Origin of the sequence: Lysinibacillus sp. RS10, from assembly GCF_041956855.1 — a bacterium.
Lineage (GTDB): Bacteria > Bacillota > Bacilli > Bacillales_A > Planococcaceae > Lysinibacillus > Lysinibacillus xylanilyticus_A.
Genome location: NZ_CP167122.1, coordinates 4,660,177 through 4,686,385, shown reverse-complemented (window position 1 = coordinate 4,686,385; position 26,209 = coordinate 4,660,177). Strand labels below are relative to the sequence as shown.

Below are 26,209 nucleotides of genomic sequence, written 5' to 3'. Positions count from 1 at the left end.
TACGATGAGAAGAAAATGATGAGGATTGATTCGGCATGACCAAGCGAATTTTAATAATAGAGGATGAAGAGAATATTGCAAGGGTCCTACAGTTAGAGCTTCAATTTGAGGGTTATAAGGCTGACACAGTACATACAGGCACAGATGGTTTGCTTAAATACCGTGAGCAGCAATGGGATTTAATCTTATTGGATGTTATGCTCCCTGAGATGAGCGGGATTGATGTGTTAAAGCGTATTCGTGCTACAGAATCACAGACGCCAGTAATTATGCTAACCGCAAAGAGTGAGGTTGAAGATAAGATAAAGGGTCTGGATCTTGGAGCGAATGATTATGTAACAAAGCCGTTTGATATTGAAGAATTACTTGCTCGCATTCGAAATGCTTTAAGATTTTCTCAAAGAAGTAACCACCAACAAGTTCAACCGACATTTGAGCAATTATCCATTAATGAGCAAACACGAGAGGTTGTTTATTATGGGGAAGGGGTTCAATTGACACCTCGTGAATACGATCTTCTTTTATATTTATTGAAACACCCAAAACAGGTATTATCGCGTGAGCAAATTTTAGAGGCTGTATGGGGATATGACTATTATGGGGATACGAACGTTGTGGATGTTTATATTCGTTATGTTCGACAAAAGCTTGAAGCTGCTAATGATACACCCATTATCCAAACGGTGCGTGGTGTTGGCTATGTGCTGAAGGAGCACAAACATGAGACTTAAAACAAAAATTCATATGCTAACGACTTTATTAATGCTTGTTATGTTAGTAGCAACGAATAGTGGAATTTATTTTTTGTATGAAAAGTTTGCTTATAATACCGAATATAAACAGCTCCAAGCACGAGCAAATGAGCTAAGTTCTACATTGAGTCAGTTAAATGAACAAACTAACTTACAGCAAGTTTTAAGAGCTTATATGCCAACAGATGGGGCAGTGTATATTTATGATGAGCAGCACGTAATCATGAAGGTTCAGGCTACACTGGAGATGCCTGATGTCCCATACATTAGCTTCACTATGCCAGCAATTTGGATAGACGGAACAGTTGTGCAAATAAAATTAAAGCAGTCAATGGAGGAAGTGGCAAGCACATTAGGTCTGCTGAAAGCGATATTGGTGGTTGTTTCAATTGTTGCAACAATTCCTATATTTTTAGCGAGTTTAGCACTTGGTCGCCTTATTCTATTGCCACTTGAACGCTTAAATAAAACGATGTTAAAAAGTGCAACTACTGGAAAGTACGAAAAAATTGATATTCCCGACAAAGGCCGGGATGAGTTAACAAATATAAATCGTACTTTTAACATAATGATGGAGAAGCTTGAACAGCATTATCAAAAGCAACAGCAATTTGTGTCAAATGCTTCCCATGAATTAAAAACGCCTATTACTGTGATTGAAAGCTATGCAAAATTACTATTGCGCAGAGGCTTTGACAATAAGGAGGTAGCGCAGGAATCGCTACAAGCCATTGTGAATGAATCATCGCGCATGCATGAAATGGTGCTGCAATTGCTGGAGTTAGCCAAAAACAAGGAACATCTTGACGTACATTTTGTTCAGTTAGAGCTTGCTCCATTCTTAAATAAGGTGGCCACGCAAATGCAACAGGCTTATCATCGCGGCTTCATCGTCGATGCTGAAATACCAAACCATATTTATAGCGATGAAAAAATGTTGAAACAGTTGCTCTTTATTTTACTTGATAATGCTCGGAAATATAGTGAGAGAGAAGTCCACATACATGCTACAGACATTTCTGAGTATGTTCTCATTACTATTCAAGATTTTGGGGTTGGGATTCCAGCTGAGCATATTCCTCATTTATTTGAGCGTTTTTATCGTGTGGCGGAGGACCGTAACCGTAAAACTGGAGGCTCAGGATTAGGGCTCGCTATTGCCCATGAACTTGCGGGGCAGCTTGGTATTACGATTGATGTTGAAAGTACAATTGGCGAGGGCTCAAGTTTTACCCTACGTGTACCAAAGGAGGGGCAACAATGAAAAAATGGCTATTGATCATTGGTGCCATCATCCTTCTTTGTAGTGGAACGCTATGGTTTGTTCAGTATCGCTTCTTTCATGTTGAGCCTCTTAGTAAAGAACAGGCAATTCATCATATTGAAACAATCTACAACGGTCATGTAACAAAGGCTAAAAATCAAGGAAATGAGTATGAAATGCTATTTACACGAGATGGTGCAACTTATATGGTGATGCTAGATGCAACTACACAGCAAATTACAGATTTAAAATTGAAGGAAGTGGAAAGTAAATTACCGTTAACAGAAGAGCAAATACGACATATGGTTGAAAAAGACTATGGGGATATTGAGAGTGTCGTGTTAGCAGATAACATTTACACCGTACGTGTTGAAAAAGAGGATCAACAAAGGGATCTCACACTCGATGCTTATACAGGTGATGTTTTGTCTAAAAAAGATGTTCAGCCAGTTGATCAACCAGAAATTGTCAATGTTATTTCTAAAGAGCAGGCAATGAAGATTGCTCTCCAACAACTAAATGGTGAGGTAGATTCCGTTGATTATAAGGAAACAGAGGATGGTGGCTTTTATTTAGTTGAAATTGAAACTAAGAATGAAGAAGCTGTTTTCCAAATACATGCAATATCTGGAAAGGTGATGTCCGTTACGTGGGATGAAGATCATTAAGTGATTCTCATGAAATTCTAATGTTTCTCTTATTGTCCTATCATCTTCGCTTGATAAGCTAAGAATAGATAAAGTACAACCCCGCTTAACTGTTTGGTTACCTCAGCGCTTGACTTGAGGGGTCTTTCAGCCAGTTGTATGCGGGATAAAACAAAGGAGAGATGAACAGATGAAGATGAAAAAAATCATTTTAATCCCAGCGTTAGTCGGTGTACTTGGCGTTGGAGCTGCTATTGGCTCAACAACTTTAATAACAGGTAACGCGCAAGAAAAAAAGGTATTAACAATGCAGGAAATTGAGAAAAAGGCACTAAAAGTTGTCAACGGTACCGTAACTGATATTGAGTTCGACCAGAATCAATACCGCTCAGTTTATGAGGTAGAGGTGTACACTGATACGGAAGAGTATGACTTAAAATTTGATGCCTATACAGGTGAGCTACTAAAGCAAAAGAAGGAACGTCGAGATCAAGATGATATGTATGACAAGATGACTGCTTCCACTACAACAACTAAAATCACAAAAGAGCAGGCTATTGAAAAGGCCTTAACAGAGGCAAAAGGTACAGTGACTAAAGTTAAACTTGATGATGGGATTTACGAAATCGAAGTCAGAAACGGACAGCATGAATACGAAGTTGAGGTTGACTCATCTACAGGTGAAATTATAGGCTTTGAACAAGATATTGAGGACTAAAGTGCATAAGCTATCTTAAAAGTGGGACAATACTTTTAAGATAGCTTTTTAGTTCTGCGAGTAATTACATACTACTTGAGAGAATATCTATGCTTTTCACTGATAATAATAAAAAATTTTCTTCTTTACTTTTTTTTAATACGAGCGTAATATGACATCATTATAAAAGTTTCAAATTTCTAAATCGCTGAAGCAACTAAACGCGGGGGACCCAATTTTTACGGATTGTATAACAATAATCCTTGGGGTGAATCTCTTCATTTTTGAAGGGTAGGGCTACTCAGGCCCGAATCCGACAGCTAACCTCGTAAGCGTTAAGAGCAGAAAAGTTGGAGCTTGGCAGACGAATGAGCGTCTACAAGTCGTATTTAGTGATGACTTGTAGACGTTTTTTTATCTTCATTCAAAAATGAAAATAAGCCCCGGTGGACTACACAGAAACCGATTATGCGAAGGTGTAATCGATTTAGAAATGCGAAACACATCCCATAAAACTAGAAGGTGTTGTATATGAAATCCTCATTCAAACGTTATGTTATCGGAAAACCGTTGAGATCCGATACATTAGGGGAGCAAAAGCTTAATAAAAGAAAGGCACTTGCCATACTGTCGTCCGATGCTTTGTCATCAGTAGCGTATGGACCTGAGCAAATTTTAATTGTGCTCATGACAGTAAGTACTGTTGCCTTTTGGTATTCTCTACCGATTGCTGCTGGGGTAGTTGTGTTACTGGCAGCACTTATTTTTTCGTATCGTCAAGTTATTTTTGCCTATCCACATGGTGGTGGTGCATACGTAGTTTCTCGGGAAAATTTAGGTGTCAATGCCGGTCTCGTCGCTGGTGGTTCATTGCTTGTCGATTACATTTTAACAGTTGCGGTAAGTGTTTCGGCCGGGACAGATGCGATTACTTCGGCATTTCCAAGTCTGCATCCTTATAACGTGTTTATTGCTGTGTTTTTTGTTATATGTTTAACGCTTTTAAATCTACGTGGTGTTACAGAATCTGCATCCATATTAGCGTATCCAGTATATTTGTTTGTAGCTGTCATGCTGATATTAATTGGAGTGGGGATTTATAATGTAGCAACAGGGCAAGTTCCAGCAGAGTTGAGTCCAAAGGTTGGTACACCCGTTGCAGGAATTAGTCTTTTTATATTATTAAAGGCATTTGCATCAGGAAGCTCAGCTTTGACTGGTGTAGAAGCCATTTCAAATGCTATTCCTAACTTTAAAGATCCAGGACCAAAAAATGCGTCTAAAACGTTACTTGCGATGGGCGGTATTTTAGCGGTACTATTTATCGGTATTGTGAGTCTAGCTTATTTTTATGGAATTGCTCCAAATGCAGAAGAAACAGTTGTTTCGCAAATTGCGGAGGCAAGTGTAGGACGCAATTTCTTTTACTATATAGTGCAGGGTACAACAGCAATGATTTTAGTACTCGCTGCAAATACAGGTTATTCAGCCTTTCCTTTACTAGCAGTCAATTTATCGAAGGACCGTTTTATCCCAAGAATGTTCCAAATCCGTGGCGATCGTCTCGGTTATTCAAATGGAATCTTGATGCTTGGTTTAGCTGCCATTGTCTTAATCATTTTATTTGATGGGGCAACAGAACATTTAATTCCACTTTATGCAGTTGGAGTTTTTATTCCGTTTACGTTAGCGCAGGCCGGAATGATGCGAAAATGGTGGCGTGAAAAGCCAAAAGGTTGGGTTGCAAAATTTGCAATAAATACGATTGGAGCGGTTATTTCCTTTATTGTTGCCATGATGTTTTTTGTGACGAAATTACCTCAAGTATGGCCAGTGTTTATCTTTTTACCAATGATTATTTTGATGTTTCACCGAATTAAAAAACATTATCAAGCAGTTGGTGAGCAGTTAAGGCTAAATAATGAGGAGCTACCCAATGTTGAAGGAAATGTTTTCATTGTCCCTGTCGCTGGTATTACGAAAGTAGTTGAAAACACTTTGCATTACGTACATTCATTAAAGGTCGACAAAATTATTGCCTTTTACGTAGCCTTCGATCAAGATGATGCAAAAGCTTTTGAAGAGAAATGGAAAGCTTGGCAGCCAGATGTTCGGCTTGTAACATACTATTCACCATATCGAAGTATTACACAGCCGTTGATGAAATTTATTAATAAGGTTGAACATCAGTGTGTGAAAACAGGACATCAAGTAACAGTTGTTATCCCACAATTTATACCGAAAAAAGGATGGCATCATATGTTACACAATCAATCGAGTCTATTAATTCGCGCTACGCTGTTATTTAACAAAAATGTCGTCATAATGACAGTGCCTTTCCATTTAACAAAATAATGACTAGCCTGCTGGAAAATTGTCTGATATAATCAGTACGTTGGTTGTAAAACACGAACATTTATAATTAAAATTTATTGAAATACCAGTAAATTCCGAAAAATTAATCTTTATTCAGTGAGTCATATAGCACATTGCCGAATGAAGTACTGATTTGAATAATTGCTATGTATTACAGCTTCATACTGTTTCACTCATATAATAGCGAGAATATGGCTCGCAAGTTTCTACCGATTTACCGTAAATAAATCGACTATGGGTAGCAATGCTTTAGAAGATCTCATATAAGATGATGATGTTTTCTATTTGTTTCGACGTTTTTACGCTGAATGCTTTGCTCCACTCGTAGATGAATGGATCAAGGTATTCAGCGTTTTTTATTAAATTAAGAAAGAGGGAAATAAAGGAAATGAAGTTATTACACGATAAAATTATGCAAGAAGGTAAAGTTTTATCTTCATCTGTATTAAAAGTAGATTCATTTTTAAATCATCAAATCGACCCAATGCTTATGAAGGAAATTGGTCATGAGTTTGCCAACCGTTTCTCTGATCAAGTTATTACAAAAATAGTAACGATCGAATCTTCAGGTATCGCACCATCTGTTATGCTAGGGCTTGAAATCGGCGCTCCTGTAGTGTTTGCGCGTAAACGTAAATCTTTAACTTTATCAGATAATCTTTTTTCTTCAAAAGTACATTCTTTCACAAAAAATGAAACAAATGATATTTCAGTATCACGCAATTTCTTAAATGAAGATGATAATGTCCTAATTATCGATGATTTTTTAGCTAATGGAGAAGCTGTCAAAGGCTTGCTCGATATTGCAGCACAAGCTGGTGCAAATGTGGTAGGCGTCGGCATTGTTATTGAAAAAGGCTTCCAAGATGGTGGGAAATTATTACGCCAGCAAGGGATTCGCGTGGAATCATTAGCAATTGTAGAATCTCTTGAGGATGGCAAAGTTACATTTGCTGCGGAGGCTAATGCGTAATGAATGCCTTTAAATCGACTGCGCTAGCGATTCAACATTTACTTGCGATGTATGCAGGAGCCATTTTAGTGCCATTGATTATCGGTGGGGCAATCGGCTTTGATTCAACACAAATGACGTATTTAGTGGCGATTGACATTATGATGTGTGGGATCGCAACACTTTTACAAGTGTATTATGGTAAATTTATCGGTATTGGTTTGCCAGTTGTCCTAGGTTGTACATTTACAGCAGTAAGTCCAATAATTGCAATCGGTACAAATCCTGAGCAAGGTATTACTGATATTTATGGTTCAATTATTGCATCAGGTGTAATCATTATGATTATTGCCGGCTTCTTCGGAAAGCTAGTAAAATTCTTCCCGCCTGTTGTGACAGGTTCGGTAGTGTCGATTATCGGTATCTCTTTATTACCAGTAGCTTTAAACAATATGGCGGGTGGACTAGGTGCAAAAGATTTCGCATCTGGCTCGAATATAGCTTTAGCGTTTATTACACTCGTTATTATTTTAGTCGTTTATCGTTTTTCTACAGGGTTCGTCCGCGCAATCTCCATTTTAATTGGACTAGTTGCTGGGACAATCTTAGGTGCATTCATGGGTAAAGTTGATTTTAGCCCAGTTTCAGATGCAGACGCGTTACACATGGTTCAACCATTCTACTTTGGTATGCCTACATTTGATGCTACCGCGATTATTACAATGACACTCGTAGGAATGGTTTCTTTAGTAGAATCAACAGGAGTCTATTTTGCGCTAAGTGATATTTGCAATAAAAAGCTAGACTCAAAAGATTTAGCTCGTGGGTATCGTTCAGAAGGTCTTGCTTCGGTTATTGGTGGTATTTTCAATGCCTTCCCATACACAACATTCTCACAAAACGTGGGACTTACACGTATGTCAGGCGTAAAAGATCGTAAAGTCATTTACATCACAGGTGGTTTACTAGTAGCACTTGGCTTCCTACCTAAAATCGCAGCATTAACAACAATTATCCCAACACCAGTACTTGGTGCGGCGATGCTAGCGATGTTCGGTATGGTCATTACACAAGGTATGGGCATGCTAGTACCTGTTATGAATGAATCAGCGGAAAATGCGATGATTGCTGCTGTTGCAGTTAGTCTTGGTGTCGGTGTATCGGTTGTACCAGGAATTTTTGATGCACTTCCAGAAAGCATTTCTCTTCTAACATCTAACGGTATCGTCTGTGGTTCGGTTACAGCGATTATCCTTAATATTTTATTCAACATGATCGGGCCAAAGCATAAGGTAGACCCGATGCATGGGGAAGTTTAAAGGGAAAAATTAAATAACATTCATCTAAATACCCCACATATTTTGATGAAAAGAACGTTGTCACCTACTTTTATCTATTGATATAGATAAAAGTAGGTGGCATTTTTTTTGCGGAAAACAGGCTATTTAATGAGGGGCGATTTTAATAAATGATAATGTATCTCTTACTTTAAGAAGAAAATTGGTTTTATTAATCTATTCAGGAATGTTGATGTAGTTTAATCCGCTTTTACCCAGTGAATTGATTGTATGAATTTTGTTAGTATTGCTTATGTAATTAACAAGGAGTTGGCTGACAAAATTGACTGCAATAATAATGATTACATTGATGATATTGGCTGGGCTTGTACTAATGTATTTAGCAATCTACACAAAGAATGAAGATATTGAAGATTTAACTTTTTTTGGTGCGACAGATTTAATTCTCGCGGTGTTTACTTTAGTTTTTAATCTATCACCAGTTGGATTAAAAAGAATATTACTATTTTTATTTGGATTGCTATGGTCAGGTTTATTTTTATTTATCTTTATGACAGGGGGATATTAACGGGGGCATTGGATGAAGAAGATTCAAACAGTTTTAATATCACTTTACTATTTATTGTAAAGTTGTTGGGCTTTTTTATTTTAAATGTCCTATATTGAATCCAAATGGCACTTGTTAGTTAATTGTGTCGGTACTTTTTACGTTTTGAACCTTTTGAAAGAAAAAAGACCGTCTATTGACAGTCCTATTCTTAAATTAAAGCACCTCGTTAGCCATCCATGCAGGGCAATAAACAGCTTCACTACAGAAAATGAAAGATGATTAAGTTCTTTCATGGGTGTTTAAAAACAAAAAATCCTTACTTTTAATTAAAGTGAAACATATTTTCTATTTCTTCGCTTGATTTGGGCAAATCCATTCCCTTTTCCCAAATCAAAATTTTGTCTTTTGGAGTCCCATAATAAATCTTTTTTATTTCCTTGCCACGAACTAATTCTTGATCTTTAATGTCAATAAAATCATATCCCTTTTCCAAAACAGTTACTTGTTGTACCTCTTGCTTAATTATTGGCCGTAAAGGTGTGATATAAAAGTTTCCTTCATTATCCATATCATACTTTAACCTATTTAAACTATAACCATCATTGATCTCGGCATAATAGACGATTTTGCCATCTGCCATTTCACTAATGTTCTTAATCTCTACCACATCTGTTGAAACGCTTGTGATGTTCCATTGAAATAAACCAAAATATCCAAGTATGATAAGAGTAATAAATAATGCACTAATTATTCCGCCTTTAATAAATGATTTGGCTCTTGAACGGTTCCAGAAAGTAGATATATTTTTCACGACATTACGATCATTTACATTTTTATCGATTTCTTTTTTTGGTAATTTAATATCATCTTGTATTCTGTCTAACTCCATTTTGCAACTATCACACTCGACAAGGTGTTCTTCTATCATTCTTTTGCTATCGCTACTGCATACGTTGTCATAATACAATGGGAGCAAATCTTTAACTATTTCACATGATACTTTACTCAATTCTATTCCTCCTTCAGCAGTTCTTGAATTTTACGTTTGGCTCGATGAAATGTTACTCTTGCCCAACTTTCTGTTCTTTCGAAAAGTTCACTTATTTGTTTAAAGGAAAGTTCTCCAAATACTCTTAACGTGAACACTTCCTTATAAGGCTCCTCTAAACGATGCACCGCCTTGTGTAATTGAAAAGTCTCTTCCTTTTTAAAAAGCAGATTCTCAATATCATTCTCACTTGCTTGTTCAGATATTTCATACGTATCAAATCTCTTTTGTTTATCCACATAAGTAAAATAGGTGTTTTTAGCTATTTGACAAAGCCAAACATTAATTCTGCAATTGCCTTGAAATGTATCTATGCTTTTTAATGCCTTAAAAAACGTTTCCTGTGTAATGTCTTCTGCAATCTTTTCATTACGGCTTAATGATAAGACAAATAAGTAAACATCTCGGAAATATAGATTGTAAATTTCATCAAACTCTGTCACATTCATACCTCCTTTCCTAAATAAGACTACGTAAAGATAAATTCGTTACAAAAAATCATAAAAAATTAGAGAAGACATTATATTCTCCATATCTTATGTAACTATCTTACTTCGTTAATTGAATAAGGATCTGTTCTGCACTGCTTAAGATAGGACACAAAAATAAGTATTTTAACTAAATATGAGTAGAAACATAGTATGGTACGGCTTTGAATATTATAGTTTTGGAGGGGGTACTGATGAAAAAAATAACTTGTACAATTTTATTTAGTTTTGGTGTTTTTTTAATTCCTAGTTCAATTTTAGCAAAAGACACTAATTCAGAAATGGTTGCAGCTAAAGAGAATGTAATTCAGAAGTTTGAAGCAGATAACGGAGATTTAAAAGAAATCCTGAAACGTGAGATTACTAAAGCAGTGGAAAAATATAATGCAGTTTCAGCCTCAGCAATATCCACTAACTCTGCTGGTATTGAAGTTTTTAAATATGAAACAGATACAGAAAAAGTAGATATAGAGAAAAGCTACAGTGCCATTGCGGTAATATTACCTGATTCTGCTGGAAATACAGTTTATAAATTCGAGTCTCTTAATGGAGATATATCTTTAGAAGAGGTTCAAAAACATTTAATTTCAGTAATAGAGAAAAAATATTGAATCAAAAGAGGTTAATCCTTTTTGTTTAGAGTATCGTTTTAATTTTGTATCTGCTATTACGACTTAATTTAAATCTGAAAAGTAGACTCTGTATAGATTATCTTTACCTGCAAATTAATTTTTTTACTGTTCGAACTACCAAAAGTCAACACATATAGTCGTCTACTTTAGAAGGAGAGGGCATTTTTTTATGAGGTGTTTGAAATCTAGTCGTCGGGGAATATATAAGTAACAATATTTTTAATAGAATGCAAATCAATATCTCAACATACACTGATAGTATATAAAACTACTTCTGAAAGGTCTCTGACAAATGCAAAGTATATTTCTGATTTTAATACTTCAATTAGTGTATGTACCTTTTTTAACGTTACGGACAATATTTTTAGTAAAGAATATTACTGTCCTTGCTGCCATATTCGGTATGCTGGAAATGTTAGTGTATGTATTTGGCCTTTCACTTGTTTTTAACGGGGAACAAAGTATTTTAGCCATGATTGTTTATGCATTTGGTTTCGGTTTAGGCATTTTTTTAGGTGCAAAAATCGAACGGAAACTGGCGATTGGCTACGTTTATACGACTATCAATACGCAGAATAAAAACGAAGAGCTCGTGAATTTCCTCCGTAATGAAGGCTTTGCAGTGACTATTTATATCGGCGAAGGTCGAGATAGCAATCGTTATAAATACGAAATATTAACTAAGAGAAATCGTGAGATGGAGCTGTTCCAAATTGTAGAGCAATTTGAACCAAATGCCTTTATTATTTCTTACGAGCCTAAATCATTCAAAGGTGGATTTTTACTCAATCGAATGAAGGCAAAGCAAAAATAAAAAGGACTTCCGCTTTATGGCAGAAGTCCTTTGTTCTTTCCACAGGTCAATTAAAACGCTCTTTGACCAACTCTTTAAACAACTCGAAATCCGAATAGACTATTTCTTTGTAGCGCATTGCCTGTAAAATCGCGCTTTCAACAAATACGTTACGCTCCTTACCGATAGCTTTTAATATTTCATTTTCACTATGGTAGGTGAAAACATCGGAGTAGTCGATATCGGCACGTGCATGGTTTTTGGCAGCAATTTGTCCCATCGTCGATGTTGTTGCAAAATAATCCTCTATATCCTTGTAGTTTTTAGGCTTCACCTTTTTCTTATAAGGGGAACGCTCACGGATATAGTATTCTTGTCCCTCCATCGTGACATAGGCTAAATGAGGGTCCTCTAAATGATGCATAGCCTTTTGAGTACCTACTACACGTGCTCCTTGGTGCACATAAGTTTCCCAGAATGTCTCATTGTACGGAAGGAAATATGCGGGGATTGCCGTGCGCACTTCCTTCATTTCAAGAACTAAATCGCTTACTCCCTGTGCATTTGTTTCGTCCTCTACTAAAATATAATAGCGCTTTAAGCCGATGGATGCTGTCCCTGAACCGTATTTAATGGCGATATCTTTAATCTTATAGTTGGGTAGCACAGTAGAGATTGCGGCATATTCTTCTGAAGTGACAGGCTGTACTTCTTCATTCCATAGGAAAACACGCTGTTCTTCATCGTTAATGTACGTTATATCCTGTACAAACTGTGAATGCTGACGTTTCTCTAATTTTTTCAAAACCTTTTTGATTGGTCCCTTTGTATTATCCTTTGTAAATGTTAATGTCAGTGGATCATCTTGTTTACGCTGAAACCGTTTTAATTGACTGACATAGCTATGTAGGAAATGATGAATGGCCTTTTCTTGAGCTTCATGATCTAAGCCTTGCTCCTCAAGATATAAAGCAATACTAACACTCATGCGACTAACATCATACAGGTAAGAGCCAACATAGCCTTCATCAAAATCATTAATATCGAACACGATGTCGCCTGTTTCATTTTGAAATGCACCGAAGTTGTCCATATGCATGTCTCCCTGTATCCAAGTAGGCATGACATCAGATGTATGGAAAATAGAAGGGGATTTCGTGACATCAAAATAAAATAAATAGGCACTTCCTCGGAAAAAACGGAAAGGACTATCTAGCATTGTACGATATTTTTCTATACGTTGCTCCTCAGTTAATCTCATACGTTGACCATCAAATTCCTCGAAAATCGTCTCTAACAGTGTTCTTCTTAAAATTGTTCGTGTGTCCTTCACTTGTTCTAATAAAGTATGCTCCATAGCACATTCTCCTTTCGTTCATCTAGTGATTTTACATGAATATACGGAAAATACAGGAATAAAGTTTCACCCGAAAAACCAAATAGAGCTTTAGAGAAATTTATCGAGCGGACTCGATAAAAAAAGTAGGGTTGACTTTTGACCAAGCCGTATTTGATAACATGTTCGATTCCATATTATCATACTATAAATACATGCTCAGTCTCGGAGGGGGGTTGTATGTATTTTTTTACGAAAGGCTTGATTATTCTCATAGGAAGTACTGCGGTTTCGCTAGGAATTAATCTTTTTTTAACGCCCTATCAAATTTTGGATGGGGGCGTTGTAGGGATAGCGCTTATTTTACACTATTTGTATAAGCTTAAAATAGGTTTAATGATCATCATTATTAGCATTCCGGTTTTTATCATTGCTTGGTATAAATACAGAGCATATTTTTACAATAGCATTCACGGATTAATTGCATCTTCTCTTATTATTGACTTACTAAAGCCCGTTCGGAATCTTGTTCAAATCGATGCTATTTATAGTGCCATATTTGGAGGGATACTGATGGGATTTGGTATTGGCTTGATGCTTAGATTTCAGACAAGCACTGGTGGCACAGATTTGATTGCACAGTTTTTGTGTGATAAAACAGGGATTAATGTTGGGATACTTATTTTTATGATTGATTCGATCGTCATTGTGGTAGGGAGTTTGCTTTTATCTTCCAGTACATTAATGCTGTCAATTATTACAGTTTTAGTAGTAGGGATTACCACCAGTATTATGACTAGTCATGCATAATAAAAAATAGCTTCAGCGTGACTGAAACTATTTTGAAATCCATTATCGAGAGCTCTTCATCATTCGTTTTTTAGGATGTGCAGGCTTTACTTCGGCAATTAATATGGCGAGTAAAATCAGTACTGCCCCTACAACCATGCGACTTGTTAATACCTCATGTAAGAAAATTACGGATAGTACCATGCCGAAGAATGATTCTGTCGACAGGATAATAGCTGCCTTTGTAGCAGACGTATATTGATTCGCAACATTTTGAAAAAGATAGGCAAGAGTAGTTGAAAAAATTCCTAAATAAATAATTGAATAGATTGCTTCTTTTTCAAGGTTGGTTGGGATGTCGCCTTGACTGACAACGACTAAGACACCTAAAAATGCTGCTGTGATAAATTGAATAATCGTAAGGGTGATGGCATCTTCCTTTTGTACAAAAAGATTTGTACAAAAAATATCAAAGGCAAAGGCGACAGCGCAAGCTAAGGAAAGTGCGTCTCCGATATTCATTGTCAGTGATCCTTGTAATGATAAAAAACCGATTCCAACAATCGCTATGATTGAACCGATAATTTCGTAGCCATCTATACGGCGCTTGTAAACTGCTAACGCAATTAAGGGAACAATAATGACATTTACAGCGGTTAAAAATGCATTTTTAGATGGTGTTGTATATTGTAACCCCACTGTCTGAAGGGCAAAGGCAACATACAAAATGGTCCCTAACAAAACACCTTTCCAGATCACTGATTTTGAAGCTTTTTTTAATCTGTATCCAAATAAGACTGTCAGTATAATCGAAGCTAATAAAAATCTACCTGCCATTACTTGATAAGCTGTTAAATATTCCAATGCAATAGCCGTTATTACAAATCCGCTACCCCAAACGATTGCGGTGACTAATAGCATACCATCAGCTATGTATTGTTTCATCATTCTTCCTCCTAACTACAATAGAATAGCATGAAATGGAAGAAAATAATTTGATGTTAATTCTAAATATTCGGGCGTTTTTTTGTACTTATTCCAATGCTGATCATTCAACATCTATTTTGCTATGTAATAAGTACAATTTAACGGCTGCAGCTATACGTTCGTAAAAAACATAATCATTTTCCAAAGGAGCTACTAGTTGACGTATTTTTGACAAACGATAACGGATTGTGTTTGGATGACAAAAATGTGCGACGGCTACTTCCTTTATATTTCCTTGTTTTACAACGTAGGTGATGGCTGTGTTCATTAAATCTGGATCAGCCTTTTCCTCAAGTAGGGGACCGAGATAGCTATTTACATAGTTCATAGTAAAATGAGGGTCCTTGCAATGTAATTCAATTAACAAACAATCGGAAGCGAGATTTTCATAATGACAGATAGGAGACAATTCAATTTCAGCCATGATGCGTGCATAGAAGGCTTCCCGAACAGCAATAGGGAGTTCTACTTGTGTTACATGACAACAACTATAGCCAAAGGTCAATGAATCAGTTGAGATTGCATACATGGTTAACCATTCATTGAGAAGTTTTTCAAATTGAAATTCTTGCGATGGATGGGTCATTAAAACAAAGAGGCTCTTTTTATAGGTACAAATCATACCCGATTTCAAAAGAGGCTCTAAGTGAAAAAGAGAGTGCATCCATTGACTATTTTTAAGCTCTTGCGTTTGAATATTAGCAACAAATACATATTTTTCAAAGGGCTTATTTACTTGCTGTAAAATGGACTTTATTTGTTCAGCTGTAACATCTTCTTCCATTAAACGTCGCATAATCGTTTCTAAAAAGAATGTATAATCCTGTGTTTTTGCATAGGCCATCGTTTCTAAAATAATTTTTTCGAAGAATTCATCTCCACCAAATCGTAATATCGGAAAATTTTGCTCATCTGCATACACTAGAACTTCCTCTGGTAAGTCCTCATAGATGACAGGTTTATAAGCTAAAGCACTGGCCCCTAGCTCAATAAGATTTTTCACGGCATTCCATAGATATTCTGGCTTGTGCTTTGCAAATAATAAACTGCTTAGAACCACACTGTTCGGTGTGAAAATCGTTTCTCTCACAGTTTGAATATCAGGCGAAAATTCAAAGTCTAGAATTTCGACATTGTGAACGGGTTTATGTAAACCATTGTGACCAGCGACAACTGTAAAATCTTTTGTCATGGGCAGTTGTAAAAAGTTCTCTACGTTCATTAGGATATCAAGCAACCTTTCTTATGATTGAGCTTCTATTCTTATTATAAAAGTACTTGTCAGTAAAATACCATTAGTATTGCTAAAAGAAGCATCGTGCATCGCTGATAAGGCACAACGAATCGCTGATAAATCCGCAAGATCGCTAATAAAACACAACGAATCGCTGATAAACCAGCCAAAATCGCTGATAAAACACAACGAATCGCTGATAAATCCGCAAGATCGCTGATAAAACACAACGAATCGCTGATAAAACAACCAATCTCCATTCAACTGCCTTCTCCACATCCTGAATTTATACCGACTCTACCAAGTGATCAAAAATGATTACTTTTATACACTATTGAAAAGAAAATCTAGTGCTAGAGCCCTCTATTTTTACATACTATTAACAAAGTATTTACAATAAAAGGGTACAATAGATCGTAATAACCAAATTAAGAGGTGCTAGTATGGAGTCTGTTGTGAGACAAGGCATAAAAACAAGTAATTTATTTTCCTATTTCAAGCATTTATATGGGCAGCATCAAAACAATACTTTATATATAAAACGTTTAAAAGCGTTGAAGCAAATTATTCAGGACAAGAATTTGGATACATATTTTCAACCTATCGTCGATTTACAGACGAGGCAAACGGTGGGTTTTGAGGCGCTGAATCGTCCGTGGCTTTCAGAATTATTTAATAGTGTCGATCAGTTTTATGAATTTGTTGGACAAACGGACTGCGTATTTTTATTTGAGTGCTTTTGTCGTAATCTTTCATTGCAGCGCTTCCAAGAACGACTGCACGAAGATTGGGTAAACAGAGGCTTTTTAGTATTTGTTAATATACATCCGAATGTCTTACTTGATAAGAACTACCATAGTGGTGAAACCTTACAATTATTAAAAGAGCTTGGTATTAAACCACAACAGGTAGTATTTGAGCTAACTGAACGCAGTGCCGTAGTAGATTTTGTGGAGTTTGAACGTGTGTTATCACATTATCGAACACAGGGTTATCGAATTGCAGTGGATGATGTGGGTTCAGGCTACAATAGTTTAAAAACGCTTGTTTATTTAAAACCAGAATTTATTAAACTAGACCGTTCTTTAATACAATTTATTGATAAAAACAGCGAGCAACAGCAGCTTGTTACATTGCTCATGAGATACGCAGAGCAGGCTGAGACAAAAATTATTGCAGAGGGTATTGAACGTCAGGAAGAACTAAACTATTTACATAATATTGGTATTCACTACGCGCAAGGTTATGCGATAGGGAAACCCGCAAAGGAAATACATTTGGGGAAAATAAGGATGGATGACCATGAAAATAGGGGAAGTCATAGAAAGCGTTCCTTGTATTGATGAATTTGTGAAAAATAAAGAAGTGGATTTGCTTTTTACAAACGATCCATCATTACGTAGTGTTGTTGTTGTTCGAGATGACAAACCAATTGGGCATATTACACGCACACATTTTTATCAAAAAATTGGTACACGTTATGGCTATAATTTATTTATGGGACGGCAAAATCAACTTATTATGAAAGAGAATCCTTTAATTATAGATCGTCATACACCTATAACAGAAGCCAGCACGGAAGCGATGCAACGACGACCAGAGGATTTATATGATGATGTGATTGTAACAAGAAATGGCTTATATTATGGTGTCGTAAGTATTCGGGAATTACTATTAAAGCTTGTAGAAACACAAGTGGCTATTGCAAGCTTTTTGAATCCGTTAAGCAGTCTTCCAGGCAATAAATTAATTGATGAAAAACTCGAAGAAGCATTACAGCTACCACGATACAGTTTAATATATTTTGATTTAGATCATTTTAAATCCTACAATGACACGTATGGTTTTAATAAAGGGGATAAAATTTTACTATATTTAACAGATATTTTGAAAAGAAATATAGTGGGTACAGAAGAATTTTTAGGGCATATTGGTGGAGATGATTTCGTTGCTATTCTTCCACATTATGAGGCTAACTCAATTTGTCAAAGAATTATTGATGAGTTTGATGCATTCATTTTGAGCTTTTATGAACTAGAAGATTTAGGACAATTACAGATTCATAATAGGGTTGGTACACTTGAGCCTTTCACATGCACTTCACTATCCATCGCGGTTATAACAAATCAATATCAGCAATTTGAATCTGTTGATCAATTGTCAGATGCGGTGACGCGTGTGAAAAAACAATGTAAAAAAATTTCAGGAAGCTCTTATCTAGTTAATGATCATGAAAAAGAAACCTATCTCGTTCACTAAACGAAGTAGTTTTTTTATCTTTTAGTAAGTACTCCACAAAAGCATCTCCGTATTTACTGCTGCTTGCATCGTCACCAATTCTAGCGTTGTCGACTAAAATATAAATACGACCTAAATGAGTAATGGTTTTAATAATCATTACTTGAATCTCTTCTTCTGCAGTAACATCTACTTCACATCGAATGTATTAGCGGTGTCCTTGTTTAATGCATCCTCATTAAAGTCAGCAATTACAACTCTTGCTCCTTCCTTAATGAAAAAAGTCTACTGTTAAATTTAAATAATTATATTTCGTTTTTGGGGCATAATCATAAGAAATAACAGCTTTCATTATAAGAAAATATTAATCTAAACAAAACATACTTGATTTATAGGGATTATAGGTATATAATTCGATTTACATTAAACAAACTGGTTAGGGGGCTTTCCATTGTCTACATTACAAATCGTTCTTAACGTAGCCGTTTTACTTGTGTTCGTTGGGATTTTATATTTTATGAATAAAAAACACGTTAAGTTTTCAAATCGTGTTTTTACAGCTTTAGGTTTAGGTATTGCACTTGGTCTTGGACTGCATTTAATTTATGGTATTGATTCTGAAGTTTTAGCTAAAACAACAAGTTGGTACAATATTATTGGTACTGGTTATGTTAAATTGCTACAAATGGTTGCGATGCCATTAATTTTCATTTCAATCTTAATAGCCTTTACGAAAATGAAAGTTGGCAAAAACTTTGGGAAAATGGCAGCACTTATTTTGGCGATTTTAATCGGTACAACTGCTGTTTCAGCTGCGGTTGGTATTTTTTCAGCAACAGTTTTTGATTTAGATGCTTCCCACATTATACAAGGGTCAGCTGAAACTGAGCGTGGAGCATATTTAGAGGAAAAAACTTCTGGATTAACTGCGCCGGATTTACCAACGCAAATTATTGAGTTATTCCCAGCAAATCCATTTTTAGATTTAACAGGTGCTCGTTCGACTTCAACGATTGCTGTTGTTATTTTTTCAGCATTCTTAGGTTTTGCGTACTTACGTGTAGCACGTAAAGATGAAGCTACTGCAGCCACTATTAAAAAGGGCTTGGATGCAATCTATGCATTAGTAATGGGTGTTGTAACAATTGTCTTACGTTTAACACCATATGGTATTTTAGCCATTATGGCTCGTACAGTGGCAACATCTGATTTCGGGGCAATTTATAATTTAGGTAAGTTTGTTATTGCGTCTTATGTAGCGTTATTCATTGTGTTTATAGTACACTTATTAATCCTTACATTAAGTGGTTTAAATCCATTTACGTATTTAAAAAAATCTGCAGAAACATTATTGTTCGCTTTCACTTCACGTTCAAGTGCAGGTACTTTACCGATGAATATTAAAACGCAAACAGGTCGTCTTGGTGTACCTGAAGGGATCGCGAATTTCTCGGGCTCATTCGGTTTATCTATTGGTCAAAATGGCTGTGCCGGTGTTTATCCAGCGATGCTAGCGATTATGATTGCACCTACAGTAGGCATTAATCCGCTTGATCCAGTATTCATTATTACTGTGATTGCAGTCGTAGCAATCAGTTCATTTGGTGTAGCTGGTGTTGGTGGGGGTGCAACATTCGCGGCAATTCTTGTATTATCAGCACTTGATCTACCGATTGCACTTGCAGGTGTATTAATCTCCGTTGAGCCGTTAATCGACATGGGGCGTACTGCTCTAAATGTAAGTGGTTCAATGATGGCAGGTGTGACAACAGCACGTGTCACAAAAGAATTGGATACGGAAATGTACAATAATAAAGAATTAGGAGCTCAAGTAGCGGACCTATAAACAAAAAAAGAGTTACTCTCGTTTGAGAGTAGCTCTTTTTTTGACAGCAAACCAATTCCCAATCAATTATGCCGAGGCATTGGGCCAGCAGATGTTTTTTGTGCGAAAGCGAAGCGTCAGCAACAGATGTTTTTTTGTGCGAAAGCGAAGCGTCAGCAACAGATGTTTTTTTGTGCGAAAGCGAAGCGTCAGCAACAGATGTTTTTTGTGCGAAAGCGAAGCGTCAGCAGCAGATGTTTTTGTGCGAAAGCGAAGCGTCAGCAACAGATGTTTTTTGTGCAAAAGCCTAGTGCTAACGTAGCGGCAGCAACAGGATGAAGTTAAATTAATTTTACATAAAAATCTTTGCCATTCATGAGTTCATTAATCTCAATGTCGTAATTGTTTTTATAGTAATCATAAATATTACGTGCTAACCCTGAGTGTCCATTTAAATATGTTCCCTTTTTAATCTCTTTACGTGGATTATGGAAATCAAAATATAAGCGTGAATCGTGGCACATTGAATTTAAAATAGCTTTAAACTCTTGTTCTTCAATATGAATCCCGCGTGTATATTTGCATTCTCTGCGGTATGTATCGTGAGAAACATTCACTGGCGAAGGCTCAAGAATCATTTCGATTTTTTTACTCAAATGTTAACAGCTCCTTATAGGATAGTAGCAACAAAGGATCGAAAAGCAACAAGCAAAGTACCTAGATAAACTCTTCCAACTACAAGTGTCTATTTATTCTAGTATATAATTATCAGAAAATTATAGCAATATTTCTCACCAATCTTGTTGTTGCATTTCTTCTGCTATTATTTGTAAATCGTAGGCTGTGATCATTAAAAGTGTATAGTCGTGTGTTTCCATATATTTTTCTGCTAGACGCTTTATATATTTAGGGGAACCTTCATTTTCTTCGTCATAAACTAGCAGTAAACCATCTGTATTTTGAATAATGAACTTGTCTTTTTCGATAAATTGCCATGGAGCCTCATATGGCTTTTTCGTAACGCTCGTTACAAAGTCTGCTTGAGCTACTAATGATTGATACTTTTCTTTTTTAGGCTCTTGCCAGTTTTTCTCCTGCTCTAAAAAAGGAGTAATAACAGCATATTTTACATGCGGAAATTCTTTTTTTAACATAAGAACAACTTCAGCACCCCATGATTCTACACCTTGCTGACCACTAATAATTACCCATTCTAACCCTTCGTCAATCAGAATGCGTAGACGGTCTTCAAGTGCTTTTTTTATGATGGCAATGCCAGGATGCTTGTCGTTGAAAATTCCTAGTTCGTGTGGTTTATAGCCGGTGATCATAATTCGCTGTAACAATAAAACGCCCCCTAAGCTGTATATTATGTAGTACTAGTATACAGTAGGGGGCAGGTAAAACGAATTCCAATATGTTGTATAGTTGTTCCCAAGATGAGTGAATGATTAGCTTATTAAAACGCAAATAGTGTTAAGACTACAGCTACAGCAGCACATATGCCTAAAAACCACCATGTGTCTGTAAAGTCCTCTTTGGAGTCACTATTCATGTGAAGTACTTCCTTTCTGTTTGATTTTAACCTGTCCGTTCCAGGACCAATTCGTCCAAACGCGCAGTACAGTTTCGAAAGGTCCGCGTTTAAATTTCTTTAAATAGGCAAGGCTGAAAACACATTGCAAGCTATACAATACGATTCCAAATAAAATACCACCAAACACGCCTAGCTTGCCGTATAAACCTAGGCCATATCCGTAAAATACTGTTGTACAAATAATGGTTTGCGTTAGATAATTGGTTAATGATAGTTTACCGACACTCTCGAACGCAGGGGCTAACAGCTGTACAGGGCGAGTATTATATATTAAAGCTGCAAGGCAGACATAGCCAACTGACAGTATCTGTGAACCACCCATCATCAACATGCCAGAAAAATTACTTTCTATAAAACTTAAACTTTTACATGCTAGCCCTATTGGAACGAGCAATGCACCTAGCTTATACCATTTCTTTTCGTCCTCCATATTTACAAAAGCTTGCTCTTTAGCGAGCCCCATGCCGAGGAGGAATAATGAAGCATAAAATACTGGTCCAATAATGAGAAGAATGAATATGAGAGCAGGATCATCCATTCCAGGAGGGGTAACATTTGAACGGAAATCCTGTATTTCGAAATAGCTTCCATTAGCATACACATCGTCGGCCTTTTGAATATAAGTTTGCATTTCTTTTTGTTCTTTTTCGGATTCTGTCATAGAACCGAATGATAAGGCTACTGTAAGTAATAATAAGATACCAGACCAAATAAATAACGTTTTTGGTTTGCGATTAATAAATGGGATTAAAAATAAAGTCATGCAGCCATAGGAAAATAAAATATCACCTTCCCATAAAAACGTTGAATGTAGTAAACCTAAGCCTATTAACCCGGTAGCACGACGTAAAATAGACCATCGACTCTTATCCTTTTTTTTACGAATAGACTCAATCAATTTAATAAGAGAGAAGCCGAATAAAATGGTGAAAATCGGCATAAAAGAGCCTTCTATAAAGACTTTTACAAAATACAAAGCCCCGTTATCAAGGGCGGATAGATCTTTTAATTCATCTTTGCCATACATGCCAAACTGGAAAATCAGCAAATTCGCCATTAAGATGCCAAATAAACTAAAACCACGCATTGTATCTATGAAGGTAACACGTTTTGTTGTCATTGCGTTTTATCTCCTTAATTGGTTATCTTATACATAGTGTAGTTTATAAAACTTATGGTGAAATAATGACAACCTTAAAGTAATCTTAAAAGTAGGTGATAGAATGCAAGATGCATCGATTTTAGTATTAGAGGACGAACTTGCAATTGCGGAAATGATTGAAATTATATTAAGAAAAGAAGGATTATTAAACATTACACTCTGCGGCACTGTTCAAGAAGCAAAAAAGAAAATTGAAACGAAGGTTTTTGATTTTTACCTATTAGATATTATGCTTCCAGATGGTAGTGGGCTTGATATGGCGAATATGATTCGTGAGCAAAGTGATGCACCTATATTCTTTTTAACGGCTAAAGGTAGTGATGCAGATAAGCTTCGTGGTTTTATGAACGGTGCAGACGATTATATTACGAAACCATTTAATCCACTTGAGCTTGTTGCGCGGGTGAAAGTACAGCTTGCGAGATATATAAAGAAAAAGGGTGTGCCAGAAAGTAATTTATTTACTTGTAGTCGATTTACATTTGATATCGATGCAGCGGAGATAACTGTAAATGATACAAAGGAAATTATTAGTGGGCGATTATTTCATTTATTGAAATATTTATGTGAAAATGTAGGGCAAGTATTATCAAAGGAACAGATTTATGAGCGAGTCTGGGGCGATTGTTTGTTTGATGATAATACAGTGATGGTTCATATTCGAAAACTACGAGAAAAAATTGAAAAGAATCCAGGTAAACCAACGTGCATTATAACTGTGAGGGGGATTGGTTATAAACTAGTTGGAGATGTTCAATCATGAAGCCAGCTGGAAAATTATCACTTCGTTTTGTATCTTATTTCACTATATTTTACTTACTAATTATCTCTGGCTTTATTATTAGTTTGGTGTTTTTTGCGATCTTTATCAACGGTCATGTCGGTGACAATATTCATATAATGACTTCTTCTGAAATAAAAGATGATGCTGTCGTAGAAAAAGGAGAATCCATTAAGATTGCTGATTATTTAGTGAAGCGAGCTAAGGAGAACGCAGGGCAACTATATTTGTTCGATCAATCGATGGACATCGTTGATTACACGGGAGATAGTTGCGAACTCTGTGAAATGACAGATAACGAAATCATGGCTCTTAAACGTCCAGGAATGCACACATGGGAGATTCCTAACTACTATTTGCTATTCCTCCCGACATCACCTGTCCAACCACTTTTTGAGGAAGTATATCAGAGTTGGAAGGATAAAGGGGAGATCTCTTCAGAACTGCTTCAGCGTTTACAAGATAAGAAGGCTTCTGTTGAAATCTATAACGAGCAGTGGGACCGTGTAGGAGTCATTGGTGAGGGCTATGAAAAGCTACATAAGCCCCAGTTACTAGAAGAGCAATATGATATTTTCGAGCATGAAGAGCTTACACAAAGTGCTGCTTTAGAGGATGGTTCGACATTAGTTGTACGCATGCCCAATCCATCATATAAGCCATTTGAAGAACCTTTTTATAAAGCGATGGTTTTATTTGCTTCCATCTTCTTTGGTGGACATTTTATATTGTTAATAGGGGTTATCTTTTTATCGATTAGCATTTCACGTCAATTTGTTCGTCCGCTTGTTTATGTGATATCCCGTATCGAGCGACTTACACAGTTTGATTACAGTGAAGTGAGAGATAAAAATATCCATCATCGGAAGACGGGTAAGTTGAAAAGGAAATTTAAATTATTTCAGCCAGTGGATGAATCCCTCAATAATTTATCGATACGCCTTTCCTCTAATGAAAGGCAAATTAAGCACGCGGAGCAATTACGTGAGGAGTGGATTACGGGCTTATCACATGATTTAAAGACACCGTTAAGCTCTATTTTTGGTTACTCAACAATGCTTGCTTCAGAGGATTATGAGTGGACAAAGGAAGAAATGCGTATCTTTGCGAATACGATGCAGGAGAAGGCGACGTATATGGATGCCCTTATACAAGACTTAACATATACGTACCAATTAAAAAATAAAGCGATCCAACTTGAAAAAGTGTTGTTACCACTTAACGTATGGTTACCTCAATTTGCAGACGAGCAGGTGTCTGTGAAGGTTTATGGGAATGTCATTCTCGAAGCGGACGATCTTCTATTAAAGCGCATTTTAGATAATTTAATAACTAATGCTAAGAAATATACTCCTGTTGGTACAAAGGTAAGTGTAGAAGCGCAAAATATAGGCAAGGGAGTTATGCTAACTATTGCTGACCAAGGTCCGGGTATTCCACAAGAAGAGTTAGATAATCTCTTTGAACGTTATTATCGAGGTACTAATACTACAGATGATACAACGGGTACAGGTCTAGGATTGGCGATTACTAAGCAGTTAATTGATTTACACGATGGTACCATTAGTGTCCGATCGGGAGCAGAAGGTACAGTTTTTGACTTGAAATTTAATTGTAAATAGCAGGTCCTTATTTAAAGAGTAAGTTAATTTTGGCAGTACAAGTGATGAATCTTTCACTTTGTACTGCCTTTTTTATGAATTGATGAGTTTGCGCGGCTATTTTTCTATATACATCTCTCTGATGGTCGCTCAATTTTTACATAGCGCCATAAATTATTGGCGATGTCACGTGCTTCAGCAGCATGTTCCGTCCCAACAAATGCTTTTCGGAAAGGGGTAAGTAGTGATTCGATGATGAAAAGCTTTGGTTTCTCACATTGTAATTCTTCCATCAAAAATTCAGTGTATTCCAAGCCTTCAACAGTTTCATCCTTAGACAATCCTTTCATAAATCCTTGCAATTGTTCAACAATCATTTCCTTGTTAATGGATTGATAGTTCGCCACATTTTGAATAGCGTTAATCATTTCAACATTTATAATGACTTCTTTGGATTCCAACATGACAGGAATGATTGCTTTAATATTACGCAATGCTACACGGACAATTGCTTCACGACTTATAAATTGGAAATCCGAAATTAAAACTGCGCGTAATGAGAGGTTAATCATTCCGAGAGCTTGTATAGCGCATTCATAGCTCAGTGCACTAATTTCTTCACCGAAAACTTGTACAAAACGATTAGCAAGCCATTCTAGCTCCTGTAAGTAATAGTTCAAAATAATCTTTTTAAGTTCTTTGTCACGAGAGTGGGTGACCGATTCAAAAATTTGAATTAGATTGTGCTCGCGATTGACATACATGAGTACGGCAACTTGCTGTGTTAATACTTCCAAATCGGTAGGGTCTTTACCGTATAGTAATTCGTGACGACGATTGCTCGCTTCTGCACGCCCCTCATCTAGTATGGCGATTAAGCATTCATTTTTAGAAGAAAAATGATTATAAAACGTGCCCTTTGAAATCTTAGCTGCACTAATAATATCGTTAATGGATGTGTCCACTAATCCTTTTTCGATAAAAAGCTCACGAGCGGCTGTAATGATTTGTCTTTTTCTTTTATTCATAACCTCACCTTTTTTTAAAATATTATACTATCATTCTACATCGAAAATGCTTATATATCAATGTTTATGAATTTTGTAATCTTAATTCTTGAAAAAAATAGACTGCGAGTATAAAATAAGTTTTATTGAAAAAA

General features: G+C 36.3%; 27 protein-coding genes and 2 riboswitches. Of the genes, 17 read left to right on the top strand and 10 right to left on the bottom strand.

The window, feature by feature from the left end:
- The first annotated feature begins 35 nt into the window (after positions 1-35).
- The 8 genes from ACB089_RS23425 to ACB089_RS23390 all read left to right on the top strand — a co-directional run bounded on the left by ACB089_RS23425 (position 36) and on the right by ACB089_RS23390 (position 8,554).
- Positions 36-731, top strand: coding sequence for a response regulator transcription factor (locus ACB089_RS23425; RefSeq protein ID WP_374964150.1), 696 nt, complete (start codon positions 36-38; stop codon positions 729-731).
- Positions 721-2,016 (top strand): ATP-binding protein, encoded by a 1,296-nt coding sequence (locus tag ACB089_RS23420; RefSeq protein ID WP_374964149.1) that lies wholly within the window; start codon positions 721-723, stop codon positions 2,014-2,016. Before ACB089_RS23425 ends, ACB089_RS23420 begins: the two co-directional genes overlap by 11 nt.
- Positions 2,013-2,684, top strand: coding sequence for a PepSY domain-containing protein (locus ACB089_RS23415; RefSeq protein WP_374964148.1), 672 nt, complete (start codon positions 2,013-2,015; stop codon positions 2,682-2,684). Before ACB089_RS23420 ends, ACB089_RS23415 begins: the two co-directional genes overlap by 4 nt.
- 169 nt (positions 2,685-2,853) lie before the next feature.
- Positions 2,854-3,381 (top strand): PepSY domain-containing protein, encoded by a 528-nt coding sequence (locus tag ACB089_RS23410; protein WP_374964147.1) that lies wholly within the window; start codon positions 2,854-2,856, stop codon positions 3,379-3,381.
- A 175-nt stretch (positions 3,382-3,556) separates the two neighbouring features.
- Positions 3,557-3,709: riboswitch (cyclic di-AMP (ydaO/yuaA leader) on the top strand.
- Between the two features lie 182 nt (positions 3,710-3,891).
- Positions 3,892-5,715, top strand: a complete 1,824-nt coding sequence (locus ACB089_RS23405) for an APC family permease (RefSeq protein WP_374964146.1) — start codon at positions 3,892-3,894, stop codon at positions 5,713-5,715.
- A 174-nt stretch (positions 5,716-5,889) separates the two neighbouring features.
- A riboswitch (purine riboswitch) is annotated at positions 5,890-5,991 on the top strand.
- A gap of 133 nt (positions 5,992-6,124) precedes the next feature.
- A complete protein-coding gene (locus tag ACB089_RS23400) occupies positions 6,125-6,709 on the top strand; it encodes a xanthine phosphoribosyltransferase (RefSeq protein WP_068985849.1) in 585 nt (194 codons plus the stop codon).
- Positions 6,709-8,007 carry a nucleobase:cation symporter-2 family protein gene (locus ACB089_RS23395; RefSeq protein WP_368638423.1) on the top strand — a complete coding sequence of 433 codons (1,299 nt, stop codon included), beginning with the start codon at positions 6,709-6,711 and terminating at the stop codon, positions 8,005-8,007. Before ACB089_RS23400 ends, ACB089_RS23395 begins: the two co-directional genes overlap by 1 nt.
- Positions 8,008-8,308: 301 nt before the next feature.
- Positions 8,309-8,554, top strand: coding sequence for a hypothetical protein (locus ACB089_RS23390; protein ID WP_374964145.1), 246 nt, complete (start codon positions 8,309-8,311; stop codon positions 8,552-8,554).
- A 304-nt stretch (positions 8,555-8,858) separates the two neighbouring features.
- Here the strand turns inward: ACB089_RS23390 and ACB089_RS23385 are convergent, their stop codons facing one another.
- Together ACB089_RS23385 and ACB089_RS23380 are read right to left on the bottom strand one after the other, a co-directional pair.
- Positions 8,859-9,545, bottom strand: coding sequence for a zf-HC2 domain-containing protein (locus ACB089_RS23385; RefSeq protein ID WP_374964144.1), 687 nt, complete (start codon positions 9,543-9,545; stop codon positions 8,859-8,861).
- 2 nt (positions 9,546-9,547) lie between these two features.
- On the bottom strand, positions 9,548-10,027 hold the full coding sequence (locus tag ACB089_RS23380) for an RNA polymerase sigma factor (protein ID WP_374964143.1): 480 nt from the start codon (positions 10,025-10,027) through the stop codon (positions 9,548-9,550).
- 239 nt (positions 10,028-10,266) lie between these two features.
- Here ACB089_RS23380 and ACB089_RS23375 point away from each other — a divergent pair, with 239 nt between their 5' ends.
- A complete protein-coding gene (locus tag ACB089_RS23375; RefSeq protein ID WP_374964142.1) occupies positions 10,267-10,683 on the top strand; it encodes a hypothetical protein in 417 nt (138 codons plus the stop codon).
- Positions 10,684-10,996: 313 nt separating this feature from the next.
- The gene (locus ACB089_RS23370; RefSeq protein WP_368638424.1) at positions 10,997-11,518 is read left to right on the top strand and encodes a DUF2179 domain-containing protein; all 522 of its coding nucleotides are present in this window, start codon (positions 10,997-10,999) and stop codon (positions 11,516-11,518) included.
- Positions 11,519-11,564: 46 nt separating this feature from the next.
- On the opposite strand, the gene ACB089_RS23365 is transcribed toward ACB089_RS23370, so the two are convergent.
- On the bottom strand, positions 11,565-12,854 hold the full coding sequence (locus tag ACB089_RS23365; RefSeq protein WP_374964141.1) for a DUF2252 domain-containing protein: 1,290 nt from the start codon (positions 12,852-12,854) through the stop codon (positions 11,565-11,567).
- A gap of 219 nt (positions 12,855-13,073) precedes the next feature.
- Here ACB089_RS23365 and ACB089_RS23360 point away from each other — a divergent pair, with 219 nt between their 5' ends.
- Complete coding sequence (locus ACB089_RS23360) at positions 13,074-13,643, top strand: YitT family protein (protein WP_374964140.1); 570 nt, start codon at positions 13,074-13,076, stop codon at positions 13,641-13,643.
- 42 nt (positions 13,644-13,685) lie between these two features.
- Here ACB089_RS23360 and ACB089_RS23355 read toward each other — a convergent pair whose 3' ends face one another.
- From ACB089_RS23355 to ACB089_RS23345, 3 genes are all read right to left on the bottom strand, one after another.
- Positions 13,686-14,567 carry a DMT family transporter gene (locus ACB089_RS23355; RefSeq protein ID WP_374964139.1) on the bottom strand — a complete coding sequence of 294 codons (882 nt, stop codon included), beginning with the start codon at positions 14,565-14,567 and terminating at the stop codon, positions 13,686-13,688.
- Positions 14,568-14,670: 103 nt separating this feature from the next.
- Positions 14,671-15,831, bottom strand: coding sequence for a PucR family transcriptional regulator (locus tag ACB089_RS23350; RefSeq protein WP_374964138.1), 1,161 nt, complete (start codon positions 15,829-15,831; stop codon positions 14,671-14,673).
- A gap of 21 nt (positions 15,832-15,852) precedes the next feature.
- Positions 15,853-16,107 (bottom strand): hypothetical protein, encoded by a 255-nt coding sequence (locus ACB089_RS23345; protein ID WP_374964137.1) that lies wholly within the window; start codon positions 16,105-16,107, stop codon positions 15,853-15,855.
- Positions 16,108-16,286: 179 nt separating this feature from the next.
- On the opposite strand from ACB089_RS23345, the gene ACB089_RS23340 reads away from it, so the two are divergent.
- The 4 genes from ACB089_RS23340 to ACB089_RS23325 all read left to right on the top strand — a co-directional run bounded on the left by ACB089_RS23340 (position 16,287) and on the right by ACB089_RS23325 (position 20,217).
- Positions 16,287-17,186 carry an EAL domain-containing protein gene (locus ACB089_RS23340; protein ID WP_374964136.1) on the top strand — a complete coding sequence of 300 codons (900 nt, stop codon included), beginning with the start codon at positions 16,287-16,289 and terminating at the stop codon, positions 17,184-17,186.
- On the top strand, positions 17,146-18,102 hold the full coding sequence (locus ACB089_RS23335; RefSeq protein ID WP_374964135.1) for a GGDEF domain-containing protein: 957 nt from the start codon (positions 17,146-17,148) through the stop codon (positions 18,100-18,102). The genes ACB089_RS23340 and ACB089_RS23335 overlap by 41 nt, the downstream gene beginning before the upstream one ends.
- 496 nt (positions 18,103-18,598) lie before the next feature.
- Entirely contained in the window at positions 18,599-19,927 is a 1,329-nt protein-coding gene (locus tag ACB089_RS23330; protein WP_374967623.1) for an L-cystine transporter, read from the top strand.
- 98 nt (positions 19,928-20,025) lie between these two features.
- Positions 20,026-20,217, top strand: coding sequence for a hypothetical protein (locus tag ACB089_RS23325; protein WP_374964134.1), 192 nt, complete (start codon positions 20,026-20,028; stop codon positions 20,215-20,217).
- A gap of 30 nt (positions 20,218-20,247) precedes the next feature.
- Here the strand turns inward: ACB089_RS23325 and ACB089_RS23320 are convergent, their stop codons facing one another.
- The 3 genes from ACB089_RS23320 to ACB089_RS23310 form a co-directional block, all read right to left on the bottom strand.
- Positions 20,248-20,562 (bottom strand): hypothetical protein, encoded by a 315-nt coding sequence (locus tag ACB089_RS23320; RefSeq protein WP_374964133.1) that lies wholly within the window; start codon positions 20,560-20,562, stop codon positions 20,248-20,250.
- Between the two features lie 135 nt (positions 20,563-20,697).
- Complete coding sequence (locus ACB089_RS23315) at positions 20,698-21,237, bottom strand: DUF1273 domain-containing protein (RefSeq protein WP_374967622.1); 540 nt, start codon at positions 21,235-21,237, stop codon at positions 20,698-20,700.
- A 216-nt stretch (positions 21,238-21,453) separates the two neighbouring features.
- The gene (locus ACB089_RS23310; protein ID WP_374964132.1) at positions 21,454-22,623 is read right to left on the bottom strand and encodes a DUF418 domain-containing protein; all 1,170 of its coding nucleotides are present in this window, start codon (positions 22,621-22,623) and stop codon (positions 21,454-21,456) included.
- Positions 22,624-22,726: 103 nt separating this feature from the next.
- Here ACB089_RS23310 and ACB089_RS23305 point away from each other — a divergent pair, with 103 nt between their 5' ends.
- Together ACB089_RS23305 and ACB089_RS23300 are read left to right on the top strand one after the other, a co-directional pair.
- Positions 22,727-23,428 (top strand): response regulator transcription factor, encoded by a 702-nt coding sequence (locus tag ACB089_RS23305; RefSeq protein WP_374964131.1) that lies wholly within the window; start codon positions 22,727-22,729, stop codon positions 23,426-23,428.
- On the top strand, positions 23,425-25,068 hold the full coding sequence (locus ACB089_RS23300) for a sensor histidine kinase (RefSeq protein ID WP_374964130.1): 1,644 nt from the start codon (positions 23,425-23,427) through the stop codon (positions 25,066-25,068). Before ACB089_RS23305 ends, ACB089_RS23300 begins: the two co-directional genes overlap by 4 nt.
- Positions 25,069-25,172: 104 nt before the next feature.
- Here ACB089_RS23300 and ACB089_RS23295 read toward each other — a convergent pair whose 3' ends face one another.
- Positions 25,173-26,075, bottom strand: coding sequence for a TetR/AcrR family transcriptional regulator (locus tag ACB089_RS23295; protein WP_374964129.1), 903 nt, complete (start codon positions 26,073-26,075; stop codon positions 25,173-25,175).
- Positions 26,076-26,209 lie beyond the last annotated feature (134 nt).

Coding starts and splice junctions, on each gene's coding strand:
- ACB089_RS23355 (WP_374964139.1), bottom strand. CDS start 14,567: ATGAAACAATACATAGCTGATGGTATGCTATTAGTCACCGCAATCGTT.
- ACB089_RS23315 (WP_374967622.1), bottom strand. CDS start 21,237: ATGATCACCGGCTATAAACCACACGAACTAGGAATTTTCAACGACAAG.
- ACB089_RS23425 (WP_374964150.1), top strand. CDS start 36: ATGACCAAGCGAATTTTAATAATAGAGGATGAAGAGAATATTGCAAGG.
- ACB089_RS23335 (WP_374964135.1), top strand. CDS start 17,146: ATGAAAATAGGGGAAGTCATAGAAAGCGTTCCTTGTATTGATGAATTT.
- ACB089_RS23305 (WP_374964131.1), top strand. CDS start 22,727: ATGCAAGATGCATCGATTTTAGTATTAGAGGACGAACTTGCAATTGCG.
- ACB089_RS23375 (WP_374964142.1), top strand. CDS start 10,267: ATGAAAAAAATAACTTGTACAATTTTATTTAGTTTTGGTGTTTTTTTA.
- ACB089_RS23420 (WP_374964149.1), top strand. CDS start 721: ATGAGACTTAAAACAAAAATTCATATGCTAACGACTTTATTAATGCTT.
- ACB089_RS23350 (WP_374964138.1), bottom strand. CDS start 15,831: ATGAACGTAGAGAACTTTTTACAACTGCCCATGACAAAAGATTTTACA.
- ACB089_RS23330 (WP_374967623.1), top strand. CDS start 18,599: ATGAATAAAAAACACGTTAAGTTTTCAAATCGTGTTTTTACAGCTTTA.
- ACB089_RS23400 (WP_068985849.1), top strand. CDS start 6,125: ATGAAGTTATTACACGATAAAATTATGCAAGAAGGTAAAGTTTTATCT.
- ACB089_RS23410 (WP_374964147.1), top strand. CDS start 2,854: ATGAAGATGAAAAAAATCATTTTAATCCCAGCGTTAGTCGGTGTACTT.
- ACB089_RS23365 (WP_374964141.1), bottom strand. CDS start 12,854: ATGGAGCATACTTTATTAGAACAAGTGAAGGACACACGAACAATTTTA.
- ACB089_RS23370 (WP_368638424.1), top strand. CDS start 10,997: ATGCAAAGTATATTTCTGATTTTAATACTTCAATTAGTGTATGTACCT.
- ACB089_RS23395 (WP_368638423.1), top strand. CDS start 6,709: ATGAATGCCTTTAAATCGACTGCGCTAGCGATTCAACATTTACTTGCG.
- ACB089_RS23360 (WP_374964140.1), top strand. CDS start 13,074: ATGTATTTTTTTACGAAAGGCTTGATTATTCTCATAGGAAGTACTGCG.
- ACB089_RS23295 (WP_374964129.1), bottom strand. CDS start 26,075: ATGAATAAAAGAAAAAGACAAATCATTACAGCCGCTCGTGAGCTTTTT.
- ACB089_RS23300 (WP_374964130.1), top strand. CDS start 23,425: ATGAAGCCAGCTGGAAAATTATCACTTCGTTTTGTATCTTATTTCACT.
- ACB089_RS23340 (WP_374964136.1), top strand. CDS start 16,287: ATGGAGTCTGTTGTGAGACAAGGCATAAAAACAAGTAATTTATTTTCC.
- ACB089_RS23310 (WP_374964132.1), bottom strand. CDS start 22,623: ATGACAACAAAACGTGTTACCTTCATAGATACAATGCGTGGTTTTAGT.
- ACB089_RS23405 (WP_374964146.1), top strand. CDS start 3,892: ATGAAATCCTCATTCAAACGTTATGTTATCGGAAAACCGTTGAGATCC.
- ACB089_RS23415 (WP_374964148.1), top strand. CDS start 2,013: ATGAAAAAATGGCTATTGATCATTGGTGCCATCATCCTTCTTTGTAGT.